The following is a 24,609-nucleotide window of genomic DNA, read 5'->3' as shown; positions in this document are numbered from 1 at the left end:
CCCAGCAGATTACACAAAGTACGGCGGGCCGCGATATTGGAATGATGGCATTTTGGCCTTTGTCACAGATTTCTCAGCCATACAGACATATTTCGGCGCTGCGCTTAGTATCGGGCGACGTAGTTCAAGGAATCGGAAGATGACAATCGAGTGGGTCTGCAAACATCACAGCGATCTGGGACTGGAGCAGCTGTACGCCATTTTGAAATTGCGCTCGGAAGTGTTCGTGGTCGAACAGCGCTGCGCGTACCTGGATCCGGACGGTCAGGATCTGGACGGTGACACCTGCCATTTGATGGGCTGGGACGGTGATCAGCTGGTGGCGTACCTGCGCCTGCTGGATCCGGAATCCCAGGGTGGCGACGTGGTGATCGGCCGCGTGCTGACGGCGCCGGCCGGCCGTGGCAAGGGATTGGGGCATGAAATGATGGAACAGGCGCTGAAACAGGCCGAGAAGCGTTGGCCTGAAGTGCCGATCTATCTGTCGGCCCAGGCGCATTTGCAGGGGTATTACGGGCGGTACGGGTTTGTGGTGGCGGGTGAGGAATATCTTGAGGATGACATTCCGCATATTGGTATGCGGCGGTCTTGAGATTTCCCCTTCGCGGGCTTGCCCGCGAAGGCTCTGCTGAGGTCAGGGATACTCGAGAACAGCCTTGATCTGCCGCAAATTCCGCTCAATCCACCCCCGATCAATCGCCCCCCACTCGCGAATCCGATAGCGCCCCGCATGATTGCGCGCGCCCTCTTCCTGTTCGAACTCGCAGACGATATCCAGATCCGCCAGCGCCGCAATGGTGTCCTGCGCCGTGCGCCGGGGCATGCCGGTGACTTCGGTCAGCGCCGGCACGCTGCTGGCCAGGCCGCTGTCGATCAGGTACGCCACGTACAAGCGCCGGTAGAAACTGCTCTTGGTCTTGCTTACGTCCATGCATGCGCTCCGTTGTTTGATGTCTTATTGCATGTCCCGCCACGTCAGGTACACCCGCAGGTCGAACTCGACCTGGTGGTAGCCCGGCAGCATGTGCTCACATAACTTATAGAACGCCTTGTTGTGATCCGACTCCTTGAAGTGCGCCAGCTCGTGGACGACGATCATCTTCAGAAACTCCGGCGCGGCGTCCTTGAACAGCGAGGCGATGCGGATTTCTTTCTTGGCCTTGAGCTTGCCGCCCTGCACCCGCGAGACCGTGGTGTGCAAGCCGAGGGCGCGATGGGTCAGGTCGAGGCGGTTGTCGAACAGAACCTTGTCGATGGCCGGGGCGTTGCGCAGGTATTCCTGCTTCAGGTCCAGCGCGTAGCCGTACAACGCCTTGTCGCTCTGCACATCGTGGCGGCCCGGATAGCGTTGGCTCAGGTAATCACCGAGGCGGTTGTCGGCGATCAATTGGCGCACCTGATCCTGCAGATTCGCGGGATAGGCCTGGAGGTATTTCAACGCAGTCATGGGGCGGCACGGGTCATGAAAAGGCCGCCAGTGTAGCGAATTCAACCGGCCAACGCGCTCCAGTCGAACGGCTCGGTAAAGCGTGCGGTGTCCTCGGCGACCAACGGCCGCGCCACCAGGAACCCTTGCACGTACTCGCAACCATGGGCTTGCAGCCACTGGTATTGCTCGACGGTTTCCACGCCTTCGGCAATCACCAGCAAGCCGTATTCCTTGCACAGGTCGATGACCGTGCGCACCAGCGAAGCGTCGCGAGACGAGTCCGGCAAACGGGCAATGAGGTGCCGATCGAGTTTGAGAGTGTCCAGCTCCAGATCACGCAGATGCGCCAGCGAGCAGGACCCGGAACCGAAATCATCCAGCGCCACCCGCACCCCGAGATTGCGTAGCAGCTTCAGCTGTTTGCGGGTCTCGTCCGGATTGATCGTCAGCGCCTCCTCGGTCACTTCCACTTCCATCTGGTGTGGCTGCAAACCATGGCGCTCCAGCACCTGGCGCAATTCAGTGACCAGATTTGGCAGGCCGAACTGGGTGTTGCTCAGGCTCACGCCGATGACCAGATCTTTGGAAAACTCGGACTCCCAGGCCTTACGCTGCCCGGCGCTGCGGTGATAAATCCAGCTGCCGAGCCGGCTGATCAACGTCGCCTCTTCCAGTAACGGCAGGAACAACCCCGGCGGCACGTCGCCGACGCTCGGGTGCTGCCAGCGCAGCAATGCCTCGAAACCGCGAATCCGGCCGTCACCAATCGCCACCTGCGGCTGATACACCAGATTGAAATCGCGGTTCTCGATGGCGTTGCGCACGCTCTCTTCCAGCATCAGCCGAGAGCGCGCACGGCCGTTCATTTCGTGATCGTAAAAGCGATATTGCTGACGCCCGGCACGCTTGGCTTCGTACATGGCAATGTCCGAGGCGCGCATCAACCCGTCGAGGTTGTTGCCGCAATCCGGGTAGGTGGCGATGCCGATACTCGCACCCAGAGCGATATCGAGGCCTTCGATCTGCTGACAGATCGACACCCGCTCGATGAGCTTCTCGGCGATCTTCGCCGCTTGTTCGGGGAATTCCAGATCCAGCAGCGCGGTGAACTCATCGCCGCCCATCCGCGCCAGAATATCGAATGGCCGCAGGCAGGCTTTCAGTTGTTCGGAGACCCAGCGCAACACCCGGTCCCCTGCATCATGGCCGAGGGAATCGTTGACCCTCTTGAAGCCGTCGAGATCGAGGTACATCAGCACCCAACTGCTGTCCGTGCGCTCGCCGCGCAACAGCAGGTTTTCCACAGTCTGGTAAAAACCCCGGCGATTGAGCAGCCCGGTCAGCGGGTCGGTGACCGCCTGAAATTCCAGCTGTTGATGCAGATGGCGCACCACCGACATGTCCAGCACCGTCACCACCATCGCGTGCTGTTCACTCGGGAGCGGCGCGCAGGACAAGGCCACCGGCACTTGCTGCCCCGGCGCGGTACGCAGCAGCGCGTCGTGCAAGCGCAACGTCTCGCCGCGTTTGTAACTGGCATAAAACTCGGAGTCGGCCCACAGCGGAATGTGCGGTTTCTGCAGGAAATCGAGAAACTCCTGCCCTTCCAGTTCTTTCACCGGCGCATTCAGCAGCCGGGAAATCGCCGGGTTGGCGAAGCGAATCAAACCATCCTCACCCAACACCAGAATGCCTTCGGCGGCGTTATCCAGCACCGACGCATTGAAGGCTCGCGCCGATTCCAGATCCTGACTCAAACGCTGCAAGGCCCGGCGATTGCGCTGGTGCTCCAGCAACGCCTGGACTTTCGGTTTGAGAATCTGCGGATCGAACGGTTTGAACAGGTAATCCACCGCGCCGCTGGCGTAGCCCTTGATCACGGCGTCCTGGGACTGCTCGTTGGCGGTGAGGAAAATGATCGGGGTCAGGCGCGTGCGCTGACTGCCGCGCATCAGCCGCGCGACTTCGAAACCGTCCATGCCCGGCATCTGCACATCCAGCAGCACCAGATCGACGTCGTGTTCGAGCAGCAGGCTAAGGGCTTCGAAACCGGAAGCCGCGGTCATCACCTGCCAGTCCTGGCGCTGCAGCAACGCGCGCATGCTGATCAGATTTTCAGGGTAATCATCAACGATCAAAAGGACTGAGCTGCCTTCACCTGGCTGGGGTTGCGCGCATTCCATGCTGCTTCTCTTGTCGGGACATCTCGTGTCGGGGCATCTCGGATCGCGTTCCGCGCGGTTTCTCGTGAAAACCGTACAGTCACTGAGCCTTCACTCTAGTCCGGGATCTGTAAAAGCAATAGCTGTCATCCAGCCATCATTTAACCAAACCGATAGGCAGCCGACTAACGGTCACCGCTGAAGCCCCCGAAAACCGGGAAAGATGGCATTTCGACAGGATGTTGACGCCAATCATCCGCCAGACGGCCGTTAACAAAAAATCCCTCTACGCTTATAAAGGCCGCCCCCAAGAACCGCGGGCTAGAGCTTCTGGCACGCGCGTGCAACAGCAACAGAGTGGAAGAACCGACATGATCGACCTCGCAACCTGGAACCTCAGCGTTCCCGTTGGCAGCCCGCCCTACACCGTCGAAACCTCCAAACTGGTGAACGGCTTCAAGGATCAGTACTTCCATTCCGACACCGGCACCCTGTTCTTCTGGTCCCCGGTGACCGGCTCGAAAACCGAAAACGCGATCTACCCGCGCACCGAATTGCGCGAAACCTACAGCAACGGAACATTGCGCAACTGGTATTACCCGGACGCCGACAACCTGCTGCGCGCGACCCTCTCGGTCAACAAGGTGCCCAGCTCCGGCAAGATCGTCATCGGCCAGATCCACGCCTATGAAAGCCAGAAGCCGATGCTCAAGCTTGAGTACCAGTACAAAGACAAAACCGAGACCGGCAACCTGGTGATCAAACTGCGCACCCATCCGGATCAGGACGAAAGCCGCGTCATCACCCTTGCCACCGGGATCAAACTCAATCGCGAGTTCAACTACCTCATTCACCTGAGCCCCGGCGGTGCGCTGGGCGTGAGTGCGGCCGGGTATCAATGGGATTCGCAGATCAGCGCGACATGGCGCAACAAGCCGCTGTATTTCAAGGCAGGCGTGTATGTGCAGGACAACACCGGGTACACCAGTGAGGGGGGGCAGGTGACGTTCAGCAAGCTGGATATCGATCACGATAAATAGCGGCCGCGCGACCGTTTAAGGCTTCTGTTTAAAGGCAATTCGCGAAACGTCCCGAAGCCTACAACGGCTTGCGTCGCTGCCTACCGGTACGCCAGAATCCGCCGGCTTGTGCGCCTGGAGGGCCATCGGTAACTTGATTCGGGTCACTGATTTGCAGTGATCGGGTTTAGTAGCCCGAGGGTTCGCGAGGCGTATTTGCACTCCTGACAGTGAGATATCTCGATATCTGCGCTTGATGGTAGCTGTACGCAGGGCGCTTTCGGGCGCGCCGGTTCGCGTCTCCCCGGTCTACTAACCTGCGTTCAGCTGCCACCCCATCGTTTAGTAGCGATCCGGTGTCGGCTCCATTTCCCGGAGACGAAACATGATTCAATCGACGCCTCATCCGCCGGTCACAGACCCGGCCTCCCCCTACGATTCCATCGACCCCAAAAAACTCAACGAAGCCGCCGAACGCGCCCTCGACCACTACCTCTGCCCCGGCTCCCGCATCATGGCCACGGTCAACGAACCCGACCGCATGTACTTCGCCAATCCCGCCTACAACACCGAATCCCTGCTGGCCAACGCCAGCGAAACCCTCGGCTCCGCCAGCGAAATGCTCAACAACTTCGCCGCCACCCTCGCCCCCGCCGACCGCAAAACCGCGATAGGCATTGCGCAACTGGTGATGCTTGGAGAACTGGCGGTGAATCAGGCGCTGGATCACGTCGAGCCGAAATAATCCGTTCTATCTAAAAAAACCCGCTTCACGGCGGGTTTCTCGAAGTGAAATGTTGTGTTTGCACAACATGAATCTTCAAATGTTGCGGTAGCGGAACATGGACTACGTCCTATTGATCAGCCGTCTAGGTACTCAACTACGTTGGATAATTCTTACCCCACGCAAAAATCACCTCCCGTAAAAATCCGTAGACGGACTCCGTTGCAGCTTACTCATCGTGTTCAACCAGTTCCGCCAAGGATTTGATATCTATCCGGTTATCCACGATATCAAGCGTCATTCCCAGCGCTGTCAAAACCCTGAACACGGTGTATAGGGCCACATTCCCTCCCGCTTCAAGGTCAATAATGGTCTTACGGCTGCACGCCGCTCTCTGCGCCAACAGCGCCTGGGTATAACCCTTCGCACGCCTGTACTGACGGATTCGTTCACCAAACAGCGGCGGGTTGTACAAGATCATCAATGTCACCTATATCGGACTTCAGTAAGCCGTTCCGGCTTTTTGTCCGTTATAGGTGACATCTCACGCAACGTATATATGAGCTAGACATAAAAAACCCAGGCAAAAAGAAACCCGCCTCACGGCGGGTTTCTTTCAAATCAGCTAAACCCCCAGTCTCAATTGACCTTGGCGTTCAACTCACCTTTCAGATAACGCTGATACATGCTTTCCAGCGAGATCGGCTTGATCTTCGAAGCGTTGCCGGCAGTACCGAAAGCCTCGTAACGAGCGATACATACATCGCGCATGGCCTTCACGGTTTCGCCGAAGAATTTACGCGGGTCGAACTCGCTCGGGTTGGTGGCCATCAGGCGACGCATGGCGCCAGTGGATGCTAGACGCAGGTCGGTGTCGATGTTGACCTTGCGCACGCCGTGCTTGATGCCTTCGACGATTTCTTCAACCGGTACGCCGTAGGTTTCTTTGATGTCGCCGCCGTACTGGTTGATGATCGCCAGCCACTCTTGCGGAACCGACGAGGAACCGTGCATCACCAGGTGGGTGTTCGGGATGCGCTTGTGGATTTCCTTGATGCGGTCGATCGCCAGCACGTCACCGGTAGGTGGCTTGGTGAACTTGTAGGCGCCGTGGCTGGTGCCGATGGCGATGGCCAGGGCATCAACCTGAGTCTTCTTGACGAAGTCAGCAGCTTCTTCCGGGTCGGTCAGCATCTGGCTGTGATCCAGAACGCCTTCGGCGCCGATGCCGTCTTCTTCACCGGCCATGCCGGTTTCCAGCGAACCCAGGCAGCCCAGCTCGCCTTCAACCGAAACGCCGCAGGCGTGAGCCATGGCGACGGTTTGTTGGGTAACGCGGACGTTGTATTCGTAGTCGGTCGGGGTCTTGCCGTCTTCGCCGAGGGAGCCGTCCATCATCACCGAGCTGAAGCCCAGCTGGATCGAACGCTGGCAGACGTCAGGGCTGGTGCCGTGGTCCTGGTGCATGCACACCGGAATGTGCGGGAATTCTTCGATTGCCGCCAGGATCAGGTGACGCAGGAACGGGGCGCCGGCGTATTTGCGGGCACCGGCCGAAGCCTGAACGATCACCGGGGAGTCAGTCTTGTCAGCGGCTTCCATGATGGCGCGCATCTGCTCAAGGTTGTTGACGTTGAAGGCTGGAACGCCGTAGCCGAACTCGGCTGCGTGGTCCAGCATCTGGCGCATGCTGATAAGTGCCATTGTGTGTGTCTCTCCCGGTTTGGGTCGTTAATCGTGCCAGCCTGCCGGAGCGGCGGCGGCTATTCAAGTGATTGCAGATCGGGGGTTGAGGCCCGGCCTGGTGATTCGATAAAGCAAATTCTGTTTTATTCGGCTTTGCAGCCCCGGCCGATCAAATCATTGGTGGCGACCCAGTAAACCAGGCCTTCCTCACCTTTCATGTGAAACGCCAGCATGTCATCGCTGTACAACGCGCCCGAGGCGCCCGGCTCTTCTTTCAGGCGATAGACCTGATCGCCGCCGCCCAGACGCACATCGACTTCCTTGCGGGCGGCATCGGTGAAGCGCCACAGCACCTTGGCCTGGCTGTCGCAGGTCCAGGTGGTCCAGTTATCCACAGGGGCGGACGACTGGAACGGGTTCCACTGCGCGCAACCACCCAACAATCCCAGTGCCGCAACGGCGATCAAGCCTTTCATCCGTGTTCCTCGACCGGCAGCGCACGCCGCCGGACTTGAGTAAAGAGTCAGACCGGTCAAGGACAACCATGTTCCTTGGCCGGGGTTTGCGTCTCGTATTTGTCCAGACCGTCCGGACCCGAGCGCTTGTTCAGCACCGGGTTGGTTTCGGCCTGCCAGTCGGCCTGATAGCAGCCTTTCTGTGCCTCGCCGGGTGCCGGTGTCGGCTCGGCCTTCGGGTTACTCCCGCAGGCCGCCAGCGTACCGGTCAGCAGCAACAGCGCTAACGACTTGACCATCTGAACACTCCTTTGCCTGGCCAATCGGGCGGCCTCAGGCCTTGGCCCGGCTTTCCAGGACTTCAACGGCCGGCAGCACCTTGCCTTCGACGAATTCGAGGAACGCGCCACCGCCGGTGGAAATGTAGGAGATCTTTTCTGCCACGCCATATTTATCGATGGCCGCCAGGGTGTCGCCACCGCCGGCAATCGAGAACGCCGCGCTTTCAGCGATGGCCTGTGCCAGCACTTTGGTGCCGTTGCCGAACTGGTCGAATTCGAACACGCCGACCGGGCCGTTCCACAGGATGGTTTTCGACGACTTCAGCAGTTCGGCGAAGTTGGCCGCGGTTTGCGGGCCGATGTCGAGGATCATGTCGTCGGCAGCGACGTCAGCGATCAGCTTCACTGTTGCTTCAGCGCTTTCAGCGAATTCCTTGGCAACCACCACGTCGACCGGCAGCGGCACGCTGACCTTGGCGGCGATGGCGCGAGCGGTGTCCAGCAGGTCCGGCTCGTACAGCGACTTGCCGACCGGGTGACCGGCCGCAGCGAGGAAGGTGTTGGCGATGCCGCCGCCGACGATCAGTTGATCGCAGATCTGGCTCAGGCTGTTCAGCACGTCGAGTTTGGTCGAGACCTTGGAACCGGCAACGATGGCCGCCATCGGCTTGGCCGGGGCGCCCAGGGCTTTGCCCAGTGCGTCCAGCTCAGCAGCCAGCAGCGGGCCGGCAGCGGCGACTTTGGCGAACTTGGCCACGCCGTGGGTCGAGCCTTCGGCGCGGTGAGCAGTACCGAAAGCGTCCATCACGAACACGTCGCACAGGGCGGCGTATTGCTGGGCCAGCTCGTCGGCGTTCTTTTTCTCGCCTTTATTGAAGCGCACGTTTTCGAACAGCACGATGTCGCCGGCCTTGACGTCAACGCCGCTCAGGTAATCAGCCACCAGCGGCACTTCGCGGCCCAGGGCCTTGCTCAGGTAGTCAGCGACAGGCTTGAGGCTGTTCTCGGCGGAGAATTCGCCTTCGGTCGGACGACCCAGGTGCGAGCAGACCATCACGGCCGCGCCTTTTTCCAGGGCCAGCTTGATGGTCGGCAGCGAAGCCAGGATACGCGCATCGCTGGTGACAACACCGTCCTTGACTGGGACGTTGAGGTCTTCGCGGATCAATACGCGCTTACCTTGCAGATCGAGGTCGGACATCTTCAACACGGTCATGGGTCGCACTTCCTACGGTTTTTTTGAAGTCGCTGTTTGCAGATAGTGTTCTGCAACATCCAGCATTCGGTTGGCAAAACCCCATTCGTTGTCGAACCAGGCCAGGATGTTCACCAGCCGAGGGCCGGAAACGCGGGTCTGACTGGCATCGACGATGGCCGAATGTGGGTCATGGTTGAAATCACAACTGGCGTGAGGCAATTCGGTGTAGGCCAACAGACCTTTGAGCGGGCCGCTGGTGGCGGCGTCGCGCAGGATCCGGTTGACCTCGCCGGCGTCGGTGTCGCTCGCGGTCTGCATCGTGATGTCGAGGCAGGACACGTTGACCGTCGGCACGCGTACGGCTTTGGCCTGAATTCGCCCGGCAAGTTCCGGCAGCAGGCGCTCGATACCACGCGCCAGACCGGTGGACACCGGGATCACCGACTGGAACGCCGAACGGGTGCGGCGCAGGTCTTCGTGGTGATAGGCGTCGATCACCGGCTGATCGTTCATCGCCGAGTGAATAGTGGTGATCGACACGTAATCCAGACCGACCGCCTGATCCAGCAGACGCAACAGCGGCACACCGCAGTTGGTGGTGCAGGAGGCGTTGGACACCAGCAGTTCGTCGCCAGTCAGGCAATCCTGATTGACGCCGTAGACGATGGTGGCGTCGACATCCGCCTCGCTGGCCATCGGCTGCGAGAACAGCACACGCGGCGCGCCGGCGTCGAGGAAACGCTGGCCGTCTGCGCGGGTGTGGTAGGCGCCGGAGCATTCGAGCACCAGATCGACGCCCAGCGACGCCCAATCGATGCCTTCGGGGGTGGCACTGCGCAGGACCTTCACGCAGTCGCCATTAATATGCAGACAATCGCCATCGACCTTCACTTCGCCGGGGAACCGGCCGTGAGTGGAGTCGAAGCGTGTCAGGTATTCGATGCTGGCCATGTCGGCCAGATCGTTGATCGCGACAATTTCAAACCCTGCCGCCGAGCCTCGCTCGAACAACGCACGCAAGACGCAACGACCAATCCGGCCGTAGCCGTTGAGTGCAACTTTGTAGGGACGCGGTTGAGGCATGGGGTTCTCGATTACCGTGGTGAATCAGGCAGTGCGATGTTGCCCGAACCACCGCTTTCGCGGGCAAGCCCGCTCCCACAGTGTTCTAGGCTGGTCACACATTTTGTGTACACCAAAGAACCTGTGGGAGCGGGCTTGCCCGCGAAGGCGTCAGTTCAGGCGACACCTTTTCTGGATCAGTCTTCCAGCAGCTCTTCAGCCTGACCCAGGATGTTTTCCAGGGTGAAGCCGAACTCTTCGAACAGTGCCGAAGCCGGAGCCGATTCGCCGTAGGTGGTCATGCCGATCACGCGACCTTCCAGACCCACGTACTTGAACCAGAAGTCGGCGTGGGCCGCTTCGATCGCGATACGCGCGCCAACCTGCAACGGCAGGACCGATTGCTTGTAGCTGGCGTCCTGAGCGTCGAACGCGCTGGTGCATGGCATGGAAACCACGCGTACCTTGCGGCCTTGCTCGGTCAGTTTGTCGTAGGCCTGAACGGCCAGGCCGACTTCCGAACCGGTAGCGATCAGGATCAGCTCAGGCTCGCCTGCGCAGTCCTTCAGCACGTAACCACCACGACGGATGTCGGCGATCTGGCCGGCATCACGGGTTTGGTGCTGCAGGTTCTGACGGGAGAAGATCAGCGCCGACGGGCCGTCCTTGCGCTCCAGGGCGTTTTTCCAGGCCACGGCCGATTCAACGGCATCGGCTGGACGCCAGGTGTCGAGGTTCGGCGTGCTGCGCAGGCTGGTCAGTTGCTCGATCGGCTGGTGCGTCGGGCCGTCTTCGCCCAGACCGATGGAGTCGTGGGTGTAGACGTGGATCACGCGCTGCTTCATCAGAGCGGACATGCGCACTGCGTTGCGGGCGTATTCCATGAACATCAGGAAGGTCGCGCCGTAAGGCACCAGACCGCCGTGCAGGGCAACGCCGTTCATGATCGCGGTCATGCCGAATTCGCGCACGCCGTAGTACATGTAGTTGCCGCTGGCGTCTTCGGCGCTGACGCCTTTGCAGCCTTTCCACAGGGTCAGGTTGGAACCGGCCAGGTCAGCCGAACCGCCCAGCACTTCCGGCAGCAGCGGGCCGAACGCGTTCAGGGCGTTCTGGCTGGCTTTACGGCTGGCGATGGTTTCGCCTTTGGCCGCAACGTCGGCGATGTAAGCGTCAGCCTTCTCGGAGAAGTCGGCCGGCAGCTCGCCGCTCAGGCGACGGATCAGTTCGTTGGCTTCGGTCGGGAACGCGGCGGAGTAGGCAGCGAAACGCTGATCCCACTCGGCTTCGGCGGCGCGGCCTTTTTCCTTGGCATCCCACTCGGCATAGATGTCGGCCGGGATTTCGAACGGGCCGTGGTTCCAGTTCAGCGCCTGACGGGTCAGGGCGATTTCCGCGTCACCCAGCGGGGCGCCGTGGCAATCTTCCTTGCCTTGCTTGTTCGGCGAACCGAAACCGATGGTGGTCTTGCAGCAGATCAGGGTCGGCAGCGGGCTCTTGCGAGCGGTCTCGATGGCGGTCTTGATCTCTTCCGGGTCGTGACCGTCGACGTTGCGAATCACTTGCCAGTTGTACGATTCGAAACGCTTCGGCGTGTCGTCGGTGAACCAGCCTTCGACTTCGCCATCGATGGAGATGCCGTTGTCATCGTAGAAGGCGATCAGCTTGCCCAGACCCAGAGTGCCGGCAAGGGAAGCGACTTCGTGGGAAATGCCTTCCATCATGCAGCCATCACCCAGGAACACGTAGGTGTGGTGGTCGACGATGTTGTGGCCAGGACGGTTGAACTGCGCGCCCAGTACCTTTTCAGCCAGGGCGAAGCCCACAGCGTTGGCCAGACCCTGACCCAGCGGGCCGGTGGTGGTTTCAACGCCCGGGGTGTAACCGAATTCCGGGTGGCCCGGGGTACGGCTGTGCAGTTGACGGAATTGCTTCAGGTCGTCGATCGACAGGTCGTAGCCGGTCAGGTGCAGCAGCGAGTAGATCAACATCGAGCCGTGGCCGTTGGACAGCACGAAGCGGTCACGGTCGGCGAACGATGGATTGCTCGGGTTGTGCTTGAGGTAGTCGCGCCAAAGCACTTCGGCGATATCTGCCATACCCATAGGGGCACCGGGATGGCCGCTGTTGGCTTTTTGCACGGCATCCATGCTGAGGGCACGAATGGCGTTGGCACGCTCACGACGGCTAGGCATCGCTGATCTCCTGGGTGTGAATAGATTGAAACGGAAAAAAGGAGGGCATTTTCCCTCACCCGAGCGCCTCGGGGCAATGACAGATAGTCATCCGGAGGCGTTTTTCCCATGGATAACATCGGTTTCGGTTGGTGAAACCTTTCCGCTGTTCGTTTGTAGAGTTAGCCGGGCGGTGAGAAGTGCAATCGAATGCGCCATCCATCGAGCAATATCAAAACTTTTTGATATAGACCTTGCGATGCTTTCAGGCCGTCACTAGACTGCCAGCCCTATGAACTTACGTGTGCCTTCCATTCGCCATGACGATTGCGACGAGCTGGCGGCCCTGTGCAAGGCCGGCGGCGATCCGCTGCGGCTGAATGTATTGCGCGCCCTGGCCAACGACTCGTTCGGCGTACTGGAACTGGCGCAGATTTTCGATATCGGCCAGTCCGGCATGAGCCATCACCTTAAAGTGCTGGCGCAGGCGGATCTGGTGGCGACTCGCCGTGAAGGCAATGCGGTGTTCTATCGCCGCGCCCTGCCCCACACCGAGTTGCTGGGCGGCAAGTTGCACGCGGCGTTGTTAGAAGAAGTCGACAATCTGGCGCTGCCAGCCGACGTGGAAGCCCGGATCGCACAGGTTCACGGGCAACGCGCGGCCAACAGCCAGGACTTTTTCGCCCGGGTCGCGGAGAAATTCCGCGCCCAGCAGGATTTGATTGCCGGCCTGCCGCAGTACCGTGAAAGCGTGCTGGCCCTGCTCGACAAACTGAATTTCAATGGCGCTGCCACGGCCATTGAAGTCGGCCCCGGCGATGGAGCTTTCCTGCCGGAACTGGCGCGTCGCTTCGGCACCGTAACCGCACTGGACAACAGCGCGGCGATGCTCGAACTGGCCCGCCAGGTATGTGAACGTGAACAGCTGGCTAACGTCAGCCTGCAATTGGCCGATGCATTGAATGGCACAAGCCTTCAGGCCGATTGCGTGGTGTTGAACATGGTGTTGCACCATTTCGCCGCGCCGGCCGAAGCGCTCAAGCACATGGCCAGCCTGCTGCAACCGGGCGGTAGTCTGCTCGTGACAGAGTTATGTAGCCACAACCAGAGTTGGGCCAGGGAGGCCTGCGGTGATCTGTGGTTGGGGTTTGAACAGGACGATCTGGCCCGTTGGGCCACCGCTGCGGGACTCGTTCCCGGGGAAAGCCTCTATGTAGGCTTACGTAATGGTTTCCAGATCCAGGTCCGCCATTTTCAGCGACCGGCTGGCGACACTCACCATCGGTAAATTCAGGAAAACATCGAGATGAGCGAATACTCCCTCTTCACCTCCGAGTCCGTGTCTGAAGGACATCCGGACAAAATCGCCGACCAGATTTCCGATGCAGTGCTGGACGCCATCATCGCCCAGGACAAGCACGCACGCGTTGCGGTGGAAACCCTGGTCAAGACTGGCGTGGCCATCGTTGCCGGTGAAGTGACCACCAGCGCCTGGGTCGACCTGGAGCAGATCGTTCGTGACGTGATCTGCGACATCGGCTACACCAGCTCCGACGTCGGCTTCGACGGCGCGACCTGCGGCGTGATGAACATCATCGGCAAGCAGTCCCCTGACATCAACCAGGGTGTTGACCGTGCCAAGCCTGAAGATCAGGGCGCCGGCGACCAGGGCCTGATGTTCGGCTACGCCAGCAACGAAACCGACGTGCTGATGCCAGCACCGATCACCTTCTCGCACCAGCTGGTGCAGCGTCAGGCCGAAGCCCGTAAATCGGGTCTGCTGCCTTGGCTGCGTCCGGACGCCAAGTCGCAAGTGACTTGCCGTTACGAAGGCGGCAAGGTTGTCGGTATCGACGCCGTGGTTCTGTCGACCCAGCACAACCCTGAAGTGTCGTACAACGACCTGCGCGAAGGCGTGATGGAGCTGATCGTCAAGCACGTGCTGCCTGCCGAACTGCTGAGCAAGGACACCCAGTTCCACATCAACCCGACCGGCCAGTTCATCATTGGCGGCCCGGTAGGTGACTGCGGTCTGACCGGTCGCAAGATCATCGTCGACAGCTACGGCGGCATGGCCCGTCACGGCGGTGGCGCGTTCTCCGGTAAAGATCCATCCAAGGTTGACCGTTCGGCTGCCTACGCTGGCCGTTACGTTGCCAAGAACATCGTGGCTGCCGGCCTGGCCGAGCGTTGCGAGATTCAGGTTTCCTACGCGATCGGTGTGGCCCAGCCTACCTCGATCTCGCTGAACACCTTCGGCACCGGCAAGATCAGCGATGACAAGATCATCAAACTGGTCCGCGAAGTGTTCGACCTGCGTCCATACGCGATCACCACCATGCTCGACCTGCTGCACCCGATGTACCAGGAAACCGCAGCCTACGGCCACTTCGGCCGCGCTCCGCAGACCAAGACCGTTGGCGAAGACACCTTCTCCACCTTCACCTGGGAAAAAACCGACCGCGCCGACGCTCTGCGTTCCGCTGCCGGCCTGTAATTTTCCTGGCGGTACAAGAAGCCCCGCACGGGTTCGCCGTGCGGGGCTTTTTCATGGCCGAAACAACCGGCAAAACAGCCGCCCGGCCCACTTCAAAATCCCGGCTAGCCTTCAAGCATCTCCCTGAGCAAGGACGCTCACAATGCTTGCCACACTGCGCCTGTTTCTGTTTTTCCTGCCGGCTTTTCAACTCAACGCCTTCGCTGCCGACTGCCCCGACTGGACCGCCGCCCGGGCTTCGAGCGAAGTCGCCGCCCTGCAACAACAGATCGATCGCTGGGACGACGCCTATCATCGCGAAGGCCGCTCGGTGATCGCGGATGAGCTCTACGATCAGTCCCGCCTGCGCCTGAACCAATGGCGCCGGTGCTTCAAACTTCACTCACCGCCCGAGCCGTTGCGCACCGCATCCGGCCCGGTTGCGCACCCTGTCGCACACACCGGCCTGGATAAACTTCACGATGCGGCGGACATCGCCACCTGGTTACGCGACCGCCAAAGCGTCTGGGTACAACCCAAGATCGATGGCGTAGCGGTGACCCTGATCTATCGCGACGGTCGACTGCATCAGGCGATCAGTCGCGGGGATGGAGTTCGCGGGCAGGACTGGACGACTTCAGCAAAAAAGATCGGAGCCATTCCGCAACAGCTGACGCAACCGCAGGATCTGCTGGTGCAAGGCGAACTCTATTGGCGCTTGAGCGGACATAAACAAGCACTTGCCGGCAGCGCCAACGCCCGCGCCACCGTGGCCGGGCTGCTGGGGCGCAAGGATCTGGACGCGGAACACGCTGCCGGCATCGGGCTGTTTGTCTGGGACTGGCCGCAAGGGCCGAGCGAATTACCCGAGCGGATCGCCGCTCTGGCGCAATTCGGTTTTCCTACCACGGAGCCCTACACCCAGGCCGTCGCCAGCCTGAACGAAGCGCAACACTGGCGCGATCACTGGTATCGCTCGCCACTGCCATTCGCCACGGACGGCGTGGTCCTGCGTCAGAGCCTGCGGCCACCGGCGGAGCGCTGGCAGGCCCGTCCGCCCTACTGGGCTGTCGCCTGGAAGTACCCTTTCGCCCAGGCGCTGGCCGATGTGCGCAAGGTGAACTTCAAGATCGGCCGCACCGGGCGCATTACACCAGTGCTCGAACTGTCGCCGGTGATGCTCGATGACCGGCAGATCAAACGGGTCAGCGTCAGTTCACTCAGACGCTGGCAGGAACTGGACATTCGCCCCGGCGATCAGGTCGCAATCAGCCTGGCCGGGCTGACGATCCCGCGCCTCGACAGCGTGGTACTGCGCAGTACCGAACGCGCCGATTTGACCATTCCGCTCGCCAGCGACTTTCACGCCCTGAGCTGCTGGCAACCGACGCCGGGCTGCGAAAGCCAGTTCCTCGCGCGCCTGACCTGGCTCAGCGGCAAGCAGGGACTGGCCATGCCCCATGTCGGTCGCGGCACCTGGGAGAAACTTCTGGAAACAGGCCGCCTGAACAGCCTGCTGGATTGGTTGACCCTCGACGGGCCGGAGCTTGCTAACATTGCCGGTCTCGGCGAGCGCAGCAGTGCCCGCCTGCTGCACAGTTTTCACAGCGCCCGCCAACGGCCGTTCCTGCAGTGGCTCAAAGCCCTGGGATTGCCACCGACCGGTCAGGCAACACTCGCCGATTCATGGCAGGCGCTGGCACAACGCAATACCGAACAATGGCAGGCAGAAGCCGGAATCGGCCCGGGCCGCGCGGCGCAATTGAGCGCCTTTTTTCGCGACCCGCAGGTACTGGCCCTGAGTGAAACCCTGCAAGCCGCCGGCGTCGACGGCTTCTGAACACGCGATCCCCGGCCCGCCGGGAACCCAATGTCCGCCGGAGCGCTCCAACAGCGCAGTGCTTCACCGACCCGATTGCTTTTGCACATGGAGCTTTTATGAAATTTCTCGCACCGCTCGCCCTGCTGTCTTTCTGCGCAGTCCTCGCCGCCCCAGTGATGGCCGACGAAGACGCGCCGGGCCTGACCGGTTGTGCCGCCAAGAAGCAGGGCATCATCAACCAGATCGAACAGGCCAAGTCCCGCGGCAACGCCGACCAGCAGGCCGGCCTCGAAACCGCCCTGCGCGAAGTCACCGAACACTGCACCGACGCCGGCCTGAAGAAAGAACGCGAAAACAAGGTGCTCGACGCCAAGCACGAAGTGAGCAAGCGTCAGGCTGATCTGGACAAGGCCATGAAGAAAGGCGATCCGGAGAAGATCGACAAGCGCAAGAACAAGCTCGCCGAATCGCGCAAGGAATTGCAGGACGCGCTGGACGAACTCGACAAGTAAGAAAGCCGGGGATCACAGCCAAAAAAGCCGTGATCCCTCGAACATCAGTGGTCGCGAAACTCTTTGTGGCAGGCACTGCAGGCATCTTCGACTTTCTGCACGGCCGGCCCCAGGTTACTGGCCTTGTAGGGTTGAACCTTGCTGGCGATCACCAGTTCACCGGTGGCCGTTTCAAGGGTGCGGGCCATTTCCTGGAAGCGGGCCTGTTTCTGCCAGACATCGTCCTTGGCGCTGGTGTGATCTTCTTCGCGCACCTGCGGGAAATGCTTCCACGGCTCATGGGACAACGCATCGAGCTTGACCGCACCTTCCGCAAATTTCGGCCCGTCGAAGGCAATGCGTCCGCGCAGCATGCCACCCAGGTCTTCGCCGGTCTTGAGCATCTGCTTGAAGATCGCCTTGCGCTGACCCAGCGGGGAGTTCGGGTCGACACCGCCACAGGCGGACAAGGTCAGACAGGCCAGCAATACAACAGAAATTCTTTTAAGAGTCATGGTGGCTTCAGGTCACGGAAATCGGCGGCCAGTATCCTCGGGTCACCGCCAAACACCAATAGCCCTATTAACAATAAGGGTTGCTTGAGCGCATGGAGCACTTCTGCAACCGGCACAGGAAATTCTCCATGAACAGCCGTTTCAAGGCCTGGCGTCATCCGCTTATCGCTACCCTCCCGCTGCTGGCAATCCTCGCCGGCTGCACCGGTGGCGACAGCGCCAAGCCGAAAACCCACGCCCTGGCCACGTATTCCAGCGCCACCTGGGAAGCCCTGCCGGCAGTGTCCGATAGCGACCTGGTGGCCGGTTTCGGTTCGTGGCGCAGCGCCTGCACCCGGCTCAAGGCTGACCCGGTCTGGGGCGCGACCTGTGCGGCAGCCGCCAACGTGCCGCAAAAAGCCGGCGACATCCGCGCCTTCCTCAAGCAGAACCTCGACGTGTTCGGTCTGCGCGCCGAGAACGACAACCCCAACGGTCTGATCACCGGCTATTACGAACCGGTCTACCCCGGCAGCCTGACGCAAACCGCCACCGCCAACGTGCCGGTGTACGGCGTGCCCGAAGACATGATCATTGTGTCGCTGGACAGCATTTACCCGGAGCTGAAAGGCAAGCGCCTGCGCGGCCGCCTCGAAGGTCGTGTGCTCAAGCCTTACGACGATGCGGCGACCATCGAGAGCCAGGGCGTCAAGGCGCCGGTCGTGGCCTGGCTGACCGACCCGATGAACCTGCAATTTCTGCAGATTCAGGGTTCGGGGCGGATCCAGACCGATGACGGTCGCCAGCTACGCATCGCCTACGCCGACCAGAACGGTCATCCGTACAGGCCGATCGGCCGCTGGCTGGTGGAACAGGGCGAGTTGAAAAAAGAAGAAGTGACCATGGGAGCGATCAGCAACTGGGCCAAGGCCAACCCGTCGCGCATTCCGGAACTGCTGGCGAGCAACCCGAGCTACGTGTTCTTCACCCGCAACCCGGACAGCAACGAAGGCCCGCGCGGCTCGCTGAATGTGCCGCTGACCGCCGGTTACAGCGCGGCGGTGGATCGCAAGGTGATTCCGCTGGGCAGCCTGTTGTGGCTGTCGACCACCCGCCCGGACGGCACGGCACTGGTACGCCCGGTGGCTGCGCAAGACACCGGCGGCGCGATTGCCGGCGAAGTTCGTGCGGATCTGTTCTGGGGCACCGGCGATGCCGCCGGGCAACTGGCCGGCGACATGAAGCAGCAAGGGCAGATCTGGATGCTCTGGCCAAAAGGTGCGGCGTTGCCGCAAGTGCCGCAGGTTGAAGATAAACCCTGACCACGACTTCGGCGGTCAGACCGCCATCGCGAGCAGGCTCGCTCCCACAGGGAAATGAACTCAAGCGTGGGAGCGAGCCTGCTCGCGATGAGGCCAGTAGCAGCGCTCAAGAATCAGACAGACACAAAGAAGAACGAAGCGATCAGCCCCATCCCGACAAACCACACCAGCGATCGCAGAATCGCCCAGTCCGCCAGATAGCAAATGATGTAGAGCAGGCGACTGGTGATGAACAGCACCGCCAGCACGTTGACCGTCACCAGCTCTGCCGTGCCGACCAGGTGCGCAACGATCACCGCCGCCGCAAACGCCGGCGTCACTTCAAAACTGTTCAGTTGCGCCGCATGGGCACGTCGCGCCACGCCGTTCAGGCTTTCGAGAAAATCCCGGGGATCGTGATTGTCGCTCAGCCGATACCCACCGACAGCCTTGGCCACGCCCGTGCACAGATACGGCAGAAAAATCGCAATCAAAACGCACCACAGAGCCACCGTCATAACGCCGTCCTTTTTTCGAGTTATAGAGTTGCCAGGCGGTCAGAACTTCATGACCAGCATGCCGATCAGCACCAGCCCACAGGCTAAGAGCCGCGGCCGGCCGAAAGGTTCTTTCAGGTAACGCATGCCGAACAGCACCACCAGAATCACGCTGATTTCACGCAACGCCGCCGCTTCGGCAATCGAGCCCAACTGCATCGCCCACAGCACCAGAGCGTAGCTGAACAACACGCAGAATCCGACCGCCAGTCCCAGCTTCCATTGCTCTCGCCAGAACAGCATGAACGCCGGACGCTTGGCCACCCACGCCAGCATCGGGAAAGGCCAGGCACTGAGCAGCGTGACCCAGACCAGGTAATCCAGCGGATGCGACCAGCGCCGCAAGGCCTGGCCATCGATGTAGGTGTAGCAACCGATGCACAAGCCGATCAGCGCCACCACCGGCAGCATCGACCACGGCAAGTGTTTCCCGCCGCCGCCCTGCCAGAGCAGGCAAGCCATGCCCAGCGGGATCAACATGATCCCGAAGATCTGCTGGGTGGTCAGCACTTCGCCGGCGAAGATCAGGGTCAGCGCCAGCACCACCAGCGGCGACAATCCGCGCATCAACGGATAGACCAGCCCCAGATCGCCGACCCGATAGGCCTGGATCAGCAAATAACGATAGAGCAGTTCGAACGCCGCCGACGCCAGAATCCACGGCCAGATTTCCGCCGGCGGCAGGCTGATGAAAGGGAACGCCAGCGCGACGAACAACAGCGCCACGGTGTCCATGCAGGCCACCACCAGCAAACGCTCGGCGCTGAACTTGATCAACGTATTCCACGCTGCGTGCAACAGCGCCGCTACCAACACCAGAGCTGTCGCCAGCACGTGCCACTCCTTGATTCTTGTTGTTGAGCCTGAGCCAATTAGTCAGATTATTGATTCGCGATGTGTCAGCAGCTGTTTATACTGCAAGCGACCACGCCGCACTCAGTTGCGCACAGATAAATTCCAATAATTCCTGCCTGCCCCGTTCTCGTCCGAGACCGGTCGCCGGCCTGCGTATGCCTGATCAAAGCGTCAAGACTACCGACAGAGACCTTGCGCATGCCACTCGCCTTGCTTGCACTCGCTGTTGCCGCTTTCGGCATCGGCACCACTGAATTCGTCATCATGGGTCTGCTGCCCGATGTCGCCCGCGACCTCGCAGTGAGCATTCCCCACGCCGGCCTGTTGATCACCGGCTACGCCCTGGGCGTGGTGTTCGGTGCGCCGATCCTGGCGATCGGCACCGCCAACATGCCGCGCAAGGCCACGCTGCTGGGCATGACGCTGATGTTCATCCTCGGCAACGTGCTGTGCGCACTGGCGCCGAACTACGCAACGCTGATGGCGGCGCGGGTGGTCACCGCGCTGTGCCACGGCGCGTTCTTCGGCATCGGTTCGGTGGTGGCCGCCGGGCTGGTCGCGCCGAACAAGCGGGCGCAGGCGATTGCGATGATGTTCACCGGCCTGACCCTGGCCAACGTGCTCGGCGTGCCGCTGGGCACTGCGCTCGGCCAGTACGCCGGCTGGCGTTCGACCTTCTGGGCGGTCTCGGTGATTGGTGTGATCGCCGCCCTCGCCCAATGGCTGTGGTTGCCGAAACACATCCCGATGGACAAGGCCAACCTCGCCAGCGAGTTCAAGGTGCTGGGCAAGGTCAACGTGTTGCTGGCGCTGGGAATGAGCGTGCTGGCCTCCACCAGTCTGTTCAGCGTGTTCACCTACATCGCGCCGATTCTGCAGGACATCACCGGCGTCAGCCCTCACGGCGTGACGGTGATGCTGCTGTTGTTCGGCGTCGGCCTGACCGGCGGCAGCATGCTCGGCGGGCGCCTGGCCGACAGCCGCCTGTTGCCTTCGCTGGTGGGTGTCGCACTGGCGGTGGTGTTGATTCTGGCGGCGTTCAGCCAGACCAGCCGCTCGGTGGTTCCGGCGGCGATCACGCTGGTGCTGTGGGGGATTTTTGCCTTCGCCCTGTGCCCGATCCTGCAACTGCTGATCATCGATCAGGCGCATGAAGCACCGAACCTCGGTTCTACCCTGAACCAGAGCGCGTTCAACCTCGGCAATGCCGCCGGCGCGTGGATCGGCGGATTGGTGGTAGCCAGCGGCGCGGACCTGGCGGACTTGCCGTGGACCGGCGCGCTGGTGGGCGTGCTGACCGTGCTGACGGCGCTGTTTTTCATCTACCTGCAACGTCGGGGTGTCGCTGCGGTCAATGTGTCCGGCTGATTTTCCCGGGGGACACAATTGTGTCCCCACCCGGCGTCAGCCCATCCAACCCTTGCGTCCATGAATGGGCGCGCTGTCTTTCACCCCCCATCCAAAGGACCCCGGATGCTTGAACTCGTCGCCGCTTTCATCTGCCTCACCACCCTCCTCACCTTCGTGAATTTCCGCTTCATCGGCCTGCCCCCGACCATCGGCGTGATGGTTACCGCACTGATGTTTTCCCTGTTGCTGCAAGGCCTGAGCCTGCTCGGTTACCCCGGCCTCGAAGAGCGTGTACAGCAACTGATCGGCCAGATCGACTTCGGCGATCTGCTGATGAACTGGATGCTGTCGTTCCTGCTGTTCGCCGGCGCCTTGCACGTCAACCTGAACGACCTGCGCAGCTACCGCTGGCCCATCGGCCTGCTGGCGACCTTCGGCGTACTGATCGCCACCGCCGTGATCGGCAGCCTCGCCTATTACATTTTTGCCCTGTTCGGCTGGCACGTGAGCTTCCTCTACTGCCTGTTGTTCGGCGCGCTGATTTCCCCGACCGACCCGATTGCGGTACTCGGCGTGCTGCGTACGGCCAACGCCTCGAAGCCGCTGAAGACCACCATCGTCGGCGAATCGCTGTTCAACGACGGCACCGCCGTGGTGGTGTTCACCGTGCTGCTGGGCATCGCGCAACTGGGCGAAACACCGACCGTCGGCGCCACGGCGATGCTGTTCGTCCACGAGGCGGTGGGCGGCGTGCTGTTCGGCGGGCTGATCGGTTATCTGGTGTACCTGATGATCAAGAGCATCGAGCAGCACCAGATCGAAGTCATGCTGACCCTGGCGCTGGTGATCGGCGGTTCGGCAATGGCCACCGAGCTGCACGTCTCGGCGCCGATTGCGATGGTGGTCGCCGGTCTGATCATCGGCAACCTCGGTCGCAACTTGGCGATGAACGACATGACGCGCAAATACCTGGACGGTTTCTGGGAATTGCTCGACGACATGCTCAACGCCCTGCTGTTCGCGCTGATAGGCATGGAGCTGTTGCTGCTGCCGTTCAACTGGCTGCACGTGGCGGCGGCGAGTCTGCTGGCCCTGGCGATTCTGCTGTCGCGACTGCTCACCGTGGCCCCGGCCATCGTCCTGCTGCGGCGCTGGCGCACGGTGCCGCGCGGCACCATTCGCATCCTGACCTGGGGCGGATTGCGCGGCGGTGTTTCGGTGGCACTGGCCCTGGCCCTGCCGTTGGGCCCGGAGCGCGATCTGCTGCTGAGCATCACCTACATCGTGGTGCTGTCGTCGATCCTGTTGCAGGGCCTGACCATCGGCAAACTGGTCAAGCACGCAACGCGCGACGAGCCGGCGAGCGCTGCCGAGCCCGTGCAGCACTGATCATTTTTTGATCTGCTGCGGATCGGGTTTTTCAACCTGGTCCGCAGACTCTTTCGGAGCGCCGCTTTCACTGCGGATCTGCGCATGACTGATCAGGGCGAAGATGAAACTGCCGCCGATGATGTTTCCCGCCAGGGTCGGCCCGGCAAACACCGCCCAGAAATCACTCCACGGCAACTCGCCGGCAAACACCAGATACGACACCTCCGCCGACCCCACCACGATGTGAGTGAAATCGCCCAGTGCCATCAGATAGGTGATGAGGATGATGATCCACATCTTCGCGCTTTCCATGGACGGGATCATCCAGACCATGGTGGCGATCATCCAGCCCGAGACGATGCCCTTGGCGAACATCTGACTCGCGTGGTTCTCCATGACCTTGCGGCCGATTTCGAGGAAGGCCTCGTCGGTCTTGCTGTCGAAGATCGGCAGTTCGAGCATCACGTACGCCACCAGAATCGTCCCGCACAGGTTGCCGAACAGCACCACCGTCCAGAGCCGGATCAGCCGGCCGAAATTGCGGATCGTCGGTTTGGTCATCACCGGCAGCACGGCGGTCAGGGTGTTTTCGGTGAACAGTTGCTGGCGGGCGAGGATCACCGCGAGAAAACCTGCGCAGTAACCGAAGCTGGCGATCACCTTGAATTCGTCGCCCTCGGGCAGACGCGAGTTGAGCAGACCCATGCCCATCAGCGACAGGCCCATGGTCAGCCCGGCCGCCAGCGCCGACCACCACAGCGCGGCGATGCTGCGCTCCAGTTCCTGGTCGCCCTGTTTGCGGATGATTTCATGCAGGACCGCCGCCCGGGGCGGCTGGTTTTTCTCGACTTCGTGTTGTTCCTTGGCCGAGAGGTCGGGGGTCTTGCCGTCTGTTGGCGTGGTCATGGCGGGAAACCGGTGGCGGGGTCATAAGGCTACGACACGCGCCGCTCGGCTTCCGTTCGCCGGGTGGTGCGATTACTCGGTAACGGGTGTTTCATCCTTGAACTGGTCTTTGACGTACTTGATCTCGGTCCGCCCGTGCGGGGCCGGCAGGCCGTCTTCGCCGAGGTTGACGAAGACCATCTTCTCGACGGTCAGGATGCTCTTGCGGGTGATCTTGTTGCGCACTTCGCAGGTCAGGGTGATCGAGGTGCGGCCGAACTCGGTGGCGGTGATGCCCAGTTCGATGATGTCGCCCTGGCGCGAGGCGCTGACGAAGTTGATCTCGGAAATGTACTTGGTCACCACGCGCTGGTTGCCCAGTTGAACGATGGCGTAGATCGCCGCTTCTTCGTCGATCCAGCGCAGCAGGCTGCCGCCGAACAGGGTGCCGTTGGGGTTGAGGTCTTCGGGTTTTACCCACTTGCGGGTGTGGAAATTCATCTTCACTCCTGAGCGTCTTGCCGAATGATGGCGCCATCTTGGCAGACTGAGCGGTCATGCTCCATGAGGCTTCTACTATGGTCGCGATTAGCGATCTTCATCTGGCCGACAGAAACCCTTTGGAAGATCAGTCTAGACGGCTATAATCGCCCCCGTTTCAAAACGGTAACCTTCACTTGTTACCGTTTTCCCGCCACCTGTCCGAGGGGCGCTGCAGCAGGTTCAACCTGTCAGGCTCGGATGGGGCGTTGACCGGCTCAGGCCGGACACTAAACGCACAACGGCGCCCATTCGCATACATTACGAATGGAGGCTC

25 protein-coding genes and 1 riboswitch are annotated in these 24,609 nt (G+C 61.1%); of the genes, 10 read left to right on the top strand and 15 right to left on the bottom strand.

Features of this window, described 5'->3' with window-relative positions:
• Positions 1-139 precede the first annotated feature (139 nt).
• On the top strand, positions 140-592 hold the full coding sequence (locus CAF90_RS25620; protein WP_011336314.1) for a GNAT family N-acetyltransferase: 453 nt from the start codon (positions 140-142) through the stop codon (positions 590-592).
• 42 nt (positions 593-634) lie between these two features.
• On the opposite strand, the gene CAF90_RS25615 is transcribed toward CAF90_RS25620, so the two are convergent.
• Genes CAF90_RS25615 through CAF90_RS25605 form a run of 3 tightly spaced genes read right to left on the bottom strand, consistent with a single transcriptional unit; the run spans position 635 to position 3,612 of the window.
• Positions 635-931: a helix-turn-helix domain-containing protein gene (locus tag CAF90_RS25615; RefSeq protein WP_007894945.1), complete on the bottom strand. Its 297-nt coding sequence runs from the start codon at positions 929-931 to the stop codon at positions 635-637.
• A gap of 24 nt (positions 932-955) precedes the next feature.
• Positions 956-1,447, bottom strand: a complete 492-nt coding sequence (locus CAF90_RS25610) for a M48 family metallopeptidase (RefSeq protein WP_007959720.1) — start codon at positions 1,445-1,447, stop codon at positions 956-958.
• A gap of 41 nt (positions 1,448-1,488) precedes the next feature.
• Complete coding sequence (locus CAF90_RS25605) at positions 1,489-3,612, bottom strand: bifunctional diguanylate cyclase/phosphodiesterase (RefSeq protein WP_085608895.1); 2,124 nt, start codon at positions 3,610-3,612, stop codon at positions 1,489-1,491.
• 350 nt (positions 3,613-3,962) lie between these two features.
• Here CAF90_RS25605 and CAF90_RS25600 point away from each other — a divergent pair, with 350 nt between their 5' ends.
• Together CAF90_RS25600 and CAF90_RS25595 are read left to right on the top strand one after the other, a co-directional pair.
• Complete coding sequence (locus tag CAF90_RS25600; RefSeq protein ID WP_007959711.1) at positions 3,963-4,631, top strand: polysaccharide lyase family 7 protein; 669 nt, start codon at positions 3,963-3,965, stop codon at positions 4,629-4,631.
• A 364-nt stretch (positions 4,632-4,995) separates the two neighbouring features.
• The gene (locus tag CAF90_RS25595; protein ID WP_085608894.1) at positions 4,996-5,355 is read left to right on the top strand and encodes a DUF6124 family protein; all 360 of its coding nucleotides are present in this window, start codon (positions 4,996-4,998) and stop codon (positions 5,353-5,355) included.
• Positions 5,356-5,563: 208 nt separating this feature from the next.
• On the opposite strand, the gene CAF90_RS25590 is transcribed toward CAF90_RS25595, so the two are convergent.
• The 7 genes from CAF90_RS25590 to tkt all read right to left on the bottom strand — a co-directional run bounded on the left by CAF90_RS25590 (position 5,564) and on the right by tkt (position 12,211).
• Entirely contained in the window at positions 5,564-5,815 is a 252-nt protein-coding gene (locus CAF90_RS25590) for a helix-turn-helix transcriptional regulator (RefSeq protein ID WP_085608893.1), read from the bottom strand.
• A 158-nt stretch (positions 5,816-5,973) separates the two neighbouring features.
• The gene (gene fba, locus CAF90_RS25585; RefSeq protein WP_007959708.1) at positions 5,974-7,038 is read right to left on the bottom strand and encodes a class II fructose-bisphosphate aldolase; all 1,065 of its coding nucleotides are present in this window, start codon (positions 7,036-7,038) and stop codon (positions 5,974-5,976) included.
• 125 nt (positions 7,039-7,163) lie between these two features.
• On the bottom strand, positions 7,164-7,496 hold the full coding sequence (locus CAF90_RS25580; protein ID WP_007959707.1) for an MliC family protein: 333 nt from the start codon (positions 7,494-7,496) through the stop codon (positions 7,164-7,166).
• A 56-nt stretch (positions 7,497-7,552) separates the two neighbouring features.
• On the bottom strand, positions 7,553-7,774 hold the full coding sequence (locus CAF90_RS25575) for a hypothetical protein (RefSeq protein ID WP_007959706.1): 222 nt from the start codon (positions 7,772-7,774) through the stop codon (positions 7,553-7,555).
• A gap of 34 nt (positions 7,775-7,808) precedes the next feature.
• Positions 7,809-8,972: a phosphoglycerate kinase gene (locus CAF90_RS25570; protein WP_085608892.1), complete on the bottom strand. Its 1,164-nt coding sequence runs from the start codon at positions 8,970-8,972 to the stop codon at positions 7,809-7,811.
• A gap of 12 nt (positions 8,973-8,984) precedes the next feature.
• A complete protein-coding gene (gene epd, locus CAF90_RS25565; protein ID WP_007959703.1) occupies positions 8,985-10,037 on the bottom strand; it encodes an erythrose-4-phosphate dehydrogenase in 1,053 nt (350 codons plus the stop codon).
• Positions 10,038-10,213: 176 nt separating this feature from the next.
• Positions 10,214-12,211, bottom strand: a complete 1,998-nt coding sequence (tkt, locus tag CAF90_RS25560) for a transketolase (protein WP_085608891.1) — start codon at positions 12,209-12,211, stop codon at positions 10,214-10,216.
• Positions 12,212-12,482: 271 nt separating this feature from the next.
• On the opposite strand from tkt, the gene CAF90_RS25555 reads away from it, so the two are divergent.
• From CAF90_RS25555 to CAF90_RS25540, 4 genes are all read left to right on the top strand, one after another.
• Positions 12,483-13,478 carry a metalloregulator ArsR/SmtB family transcription factor gene (locus CAF90_RS25555; RefSeq protein WP_085608890.1) on the top strand — a complete coding sequence of 332 codons (996 nt, stop codon included), beginning with the start codon at positions 12,483-12,485 and terminating at the stop codon, positions 13,476-13,478.
• Between the two features lie 18 nt (positions 13,479-13,496).
• Positions 13,497-14,687 (top strand): methionine adenosyltransferase, encoded by a 1,191-nt coding sequence (gene metK, locus CAF90_RS25550; RefSeq protein WP_011336330.1) that lies wholly within the window; start codon positions 13,497-13,499, stop codon positions 14,685-14,687.
• A gap of 142 nt (positions 14,688-14,829) precedes the next feature.
• Positions 14,830-16,506: an NAD-dependent DNA ligase LigB gene (ligB, locus tag CAF90_RS25545; protein ID WP_085608889.1), complete on the top strand. Its 1,677-nt coding sequence runs from the start codon at positions 14,830-14,832 to the stop codon at positions 16,504-16,506.
• 98 nt (positions 16,507-16,604) lie between these two features.
• Complete coding sequence (locus CAF90_RS25540) at positions 16,605-17,000, top strand: DUF1090 domain-containing protein (protein ID WP_007959697.1); 396 nt, start codon at positions 16,605-16,607, stop codon at positions 16,998-17,000.
• 44 nt (positions 17,001-17,044) lie between these two features.
• On the opposite strand, the gene CAF90_RS25535 is transcribed toward CAF90_RS25540, so the two are convergent.
• On the bottom strand, positions 17,045-17,494 hold the full coding sequence (locus tag CAF90_RS25535; protein ID WP_085608888.1) for a cytochrome c: 450 nt from the start codon (positions 17,492-17,494) through the stop codon (positions 17,045-17,047).
• Between the two features lie 128 nt (positions 17,495-17,622).
• On the opposite strand from CAF90_RS25535, the gene CAF90_RS25530 reads away from it, so the two are divergent.
• Entirely contained in the window at positions 17,623-18,795 is a 1,173-nt protein-coding gene (locus tag CAF90_RS25530) for a murein transglycosylase A (RefSeq protein WP_085608887.1), read from the top strand.
• Positions 18,796-18,908: 113 nt separating this feature from the next.
• Here CAF90_RS25530 and CAF90_RS25525 read toward each other — a convergent pair whose 3' ends face one another.
• Together CAF90_RS25525 and CAF90_RS25520 are read right to left on the bottom strand one after the other, a co-directional pair.
• Positions 18,909-19,292, bottom strand: coding sequence for an MAPEG family protein (locus CAF90_RS25525; protein WP_007959694.1), 384 nt, complete (start codon positions 19,290-19,292; stop codon positions 18,909-18,911).
• A gap of 39 nt (positions 19,293-19,331) precedes the next feature.
• Positions 19,332-20,165, bottom strand: coding sequence for an EamA family transporter (locus tag CAF90_RS25520; protein WP_085608886.1), 834 nt, complete (start codon positions 20,163-20,165; stop codon positions 19,332-19,334).
• Positions 20,166-20,384: 219 nt separating this feature from the next.
• Here CAF90_RS25520 and CAF90_RS25515 point away from each other — a divergent pair, with 219 nt between their 5' ends.
• The gene (locus CAF90_RS25515; RefSeq protein ID WP_085608885.1) at positions 20,385-21,554 is read left to right on the top strand and encodes an MFS transporter; all 1,170 of its coding nucleotides are present in this window, start codon (positions 20,385-20,387) and stop codon (positions 21,552-21,554) included.
• A 105-nt stretch (positions 21,555-21,659) separates the two neighbouring features.
• Positions 21,660-22,925, top strand: a complete 1,266-nt coding sequence (locus CAF90_RS25510) for a sodium:proton antiporter (RefSeq protein WP_085608884.1) — start codon at positions 21,660-21,662, stop codon at positions 22,923-22,925.
• Here the strand turns inward: CAF90_RS25510 and CAF90_RS25505 are convergent, their stop codons facing one another.
• Both CAF90_RS25505 and CAF90_RS25500 read right to left on the bottom strand, forming a co-directional pair.
• Positions 22,926-23,813 carry a formate/nitrite transporter family protein gene (locus CAF90_RS25505; RefSeq protein ID WP_085608883.1) on the bottom strand — a complete coding sequence of 296 codons (888 nt, stop codon included), beginning with the start codon at positions 23,811-23,813 and terminating at the stop codon, positions 22,926-22,928.
• A 72-nt stretch (positions 23,814-23,885) separates the two neighbouring features.
• Positions 23,886-24,293: an acyl-CoA thioesterase gene (locus CAF90_RS25500; protein WP_007959686.1), complete on the bottom strand. Its 408-nt coding sequence runs from the start codon at positions 24,291-24,293 to the stop codon at positions 23,886-23,888.
• 197 nt (positions 24,294-24,490) lie between these two features.
• Positions 24,491-24,589: riboswitch (S-adenosyl-L-homocysteine riboswitch) on the top strand.
• Positions 24,590-24,609: the final 20 nt, after the last annotated feature.

The sequence above is a fragment of the Pseudomonas sp. B37(2017) genome (assembly GCF_002112885.1).
Classification (GTDB): domain Bacteria; phylum Pseudomonadota; class Gammaproteobacteria; order Pseudomonadales; family Pseudomonadaceae; genus Aquipseudomonas; species Aquipseudomonas paraglycinae.
The sequence above is the reverse complement of the archived record's forward strand: the minus strand, read 5'-3'. Positions and strand labels throughout refer to the sequence as shown.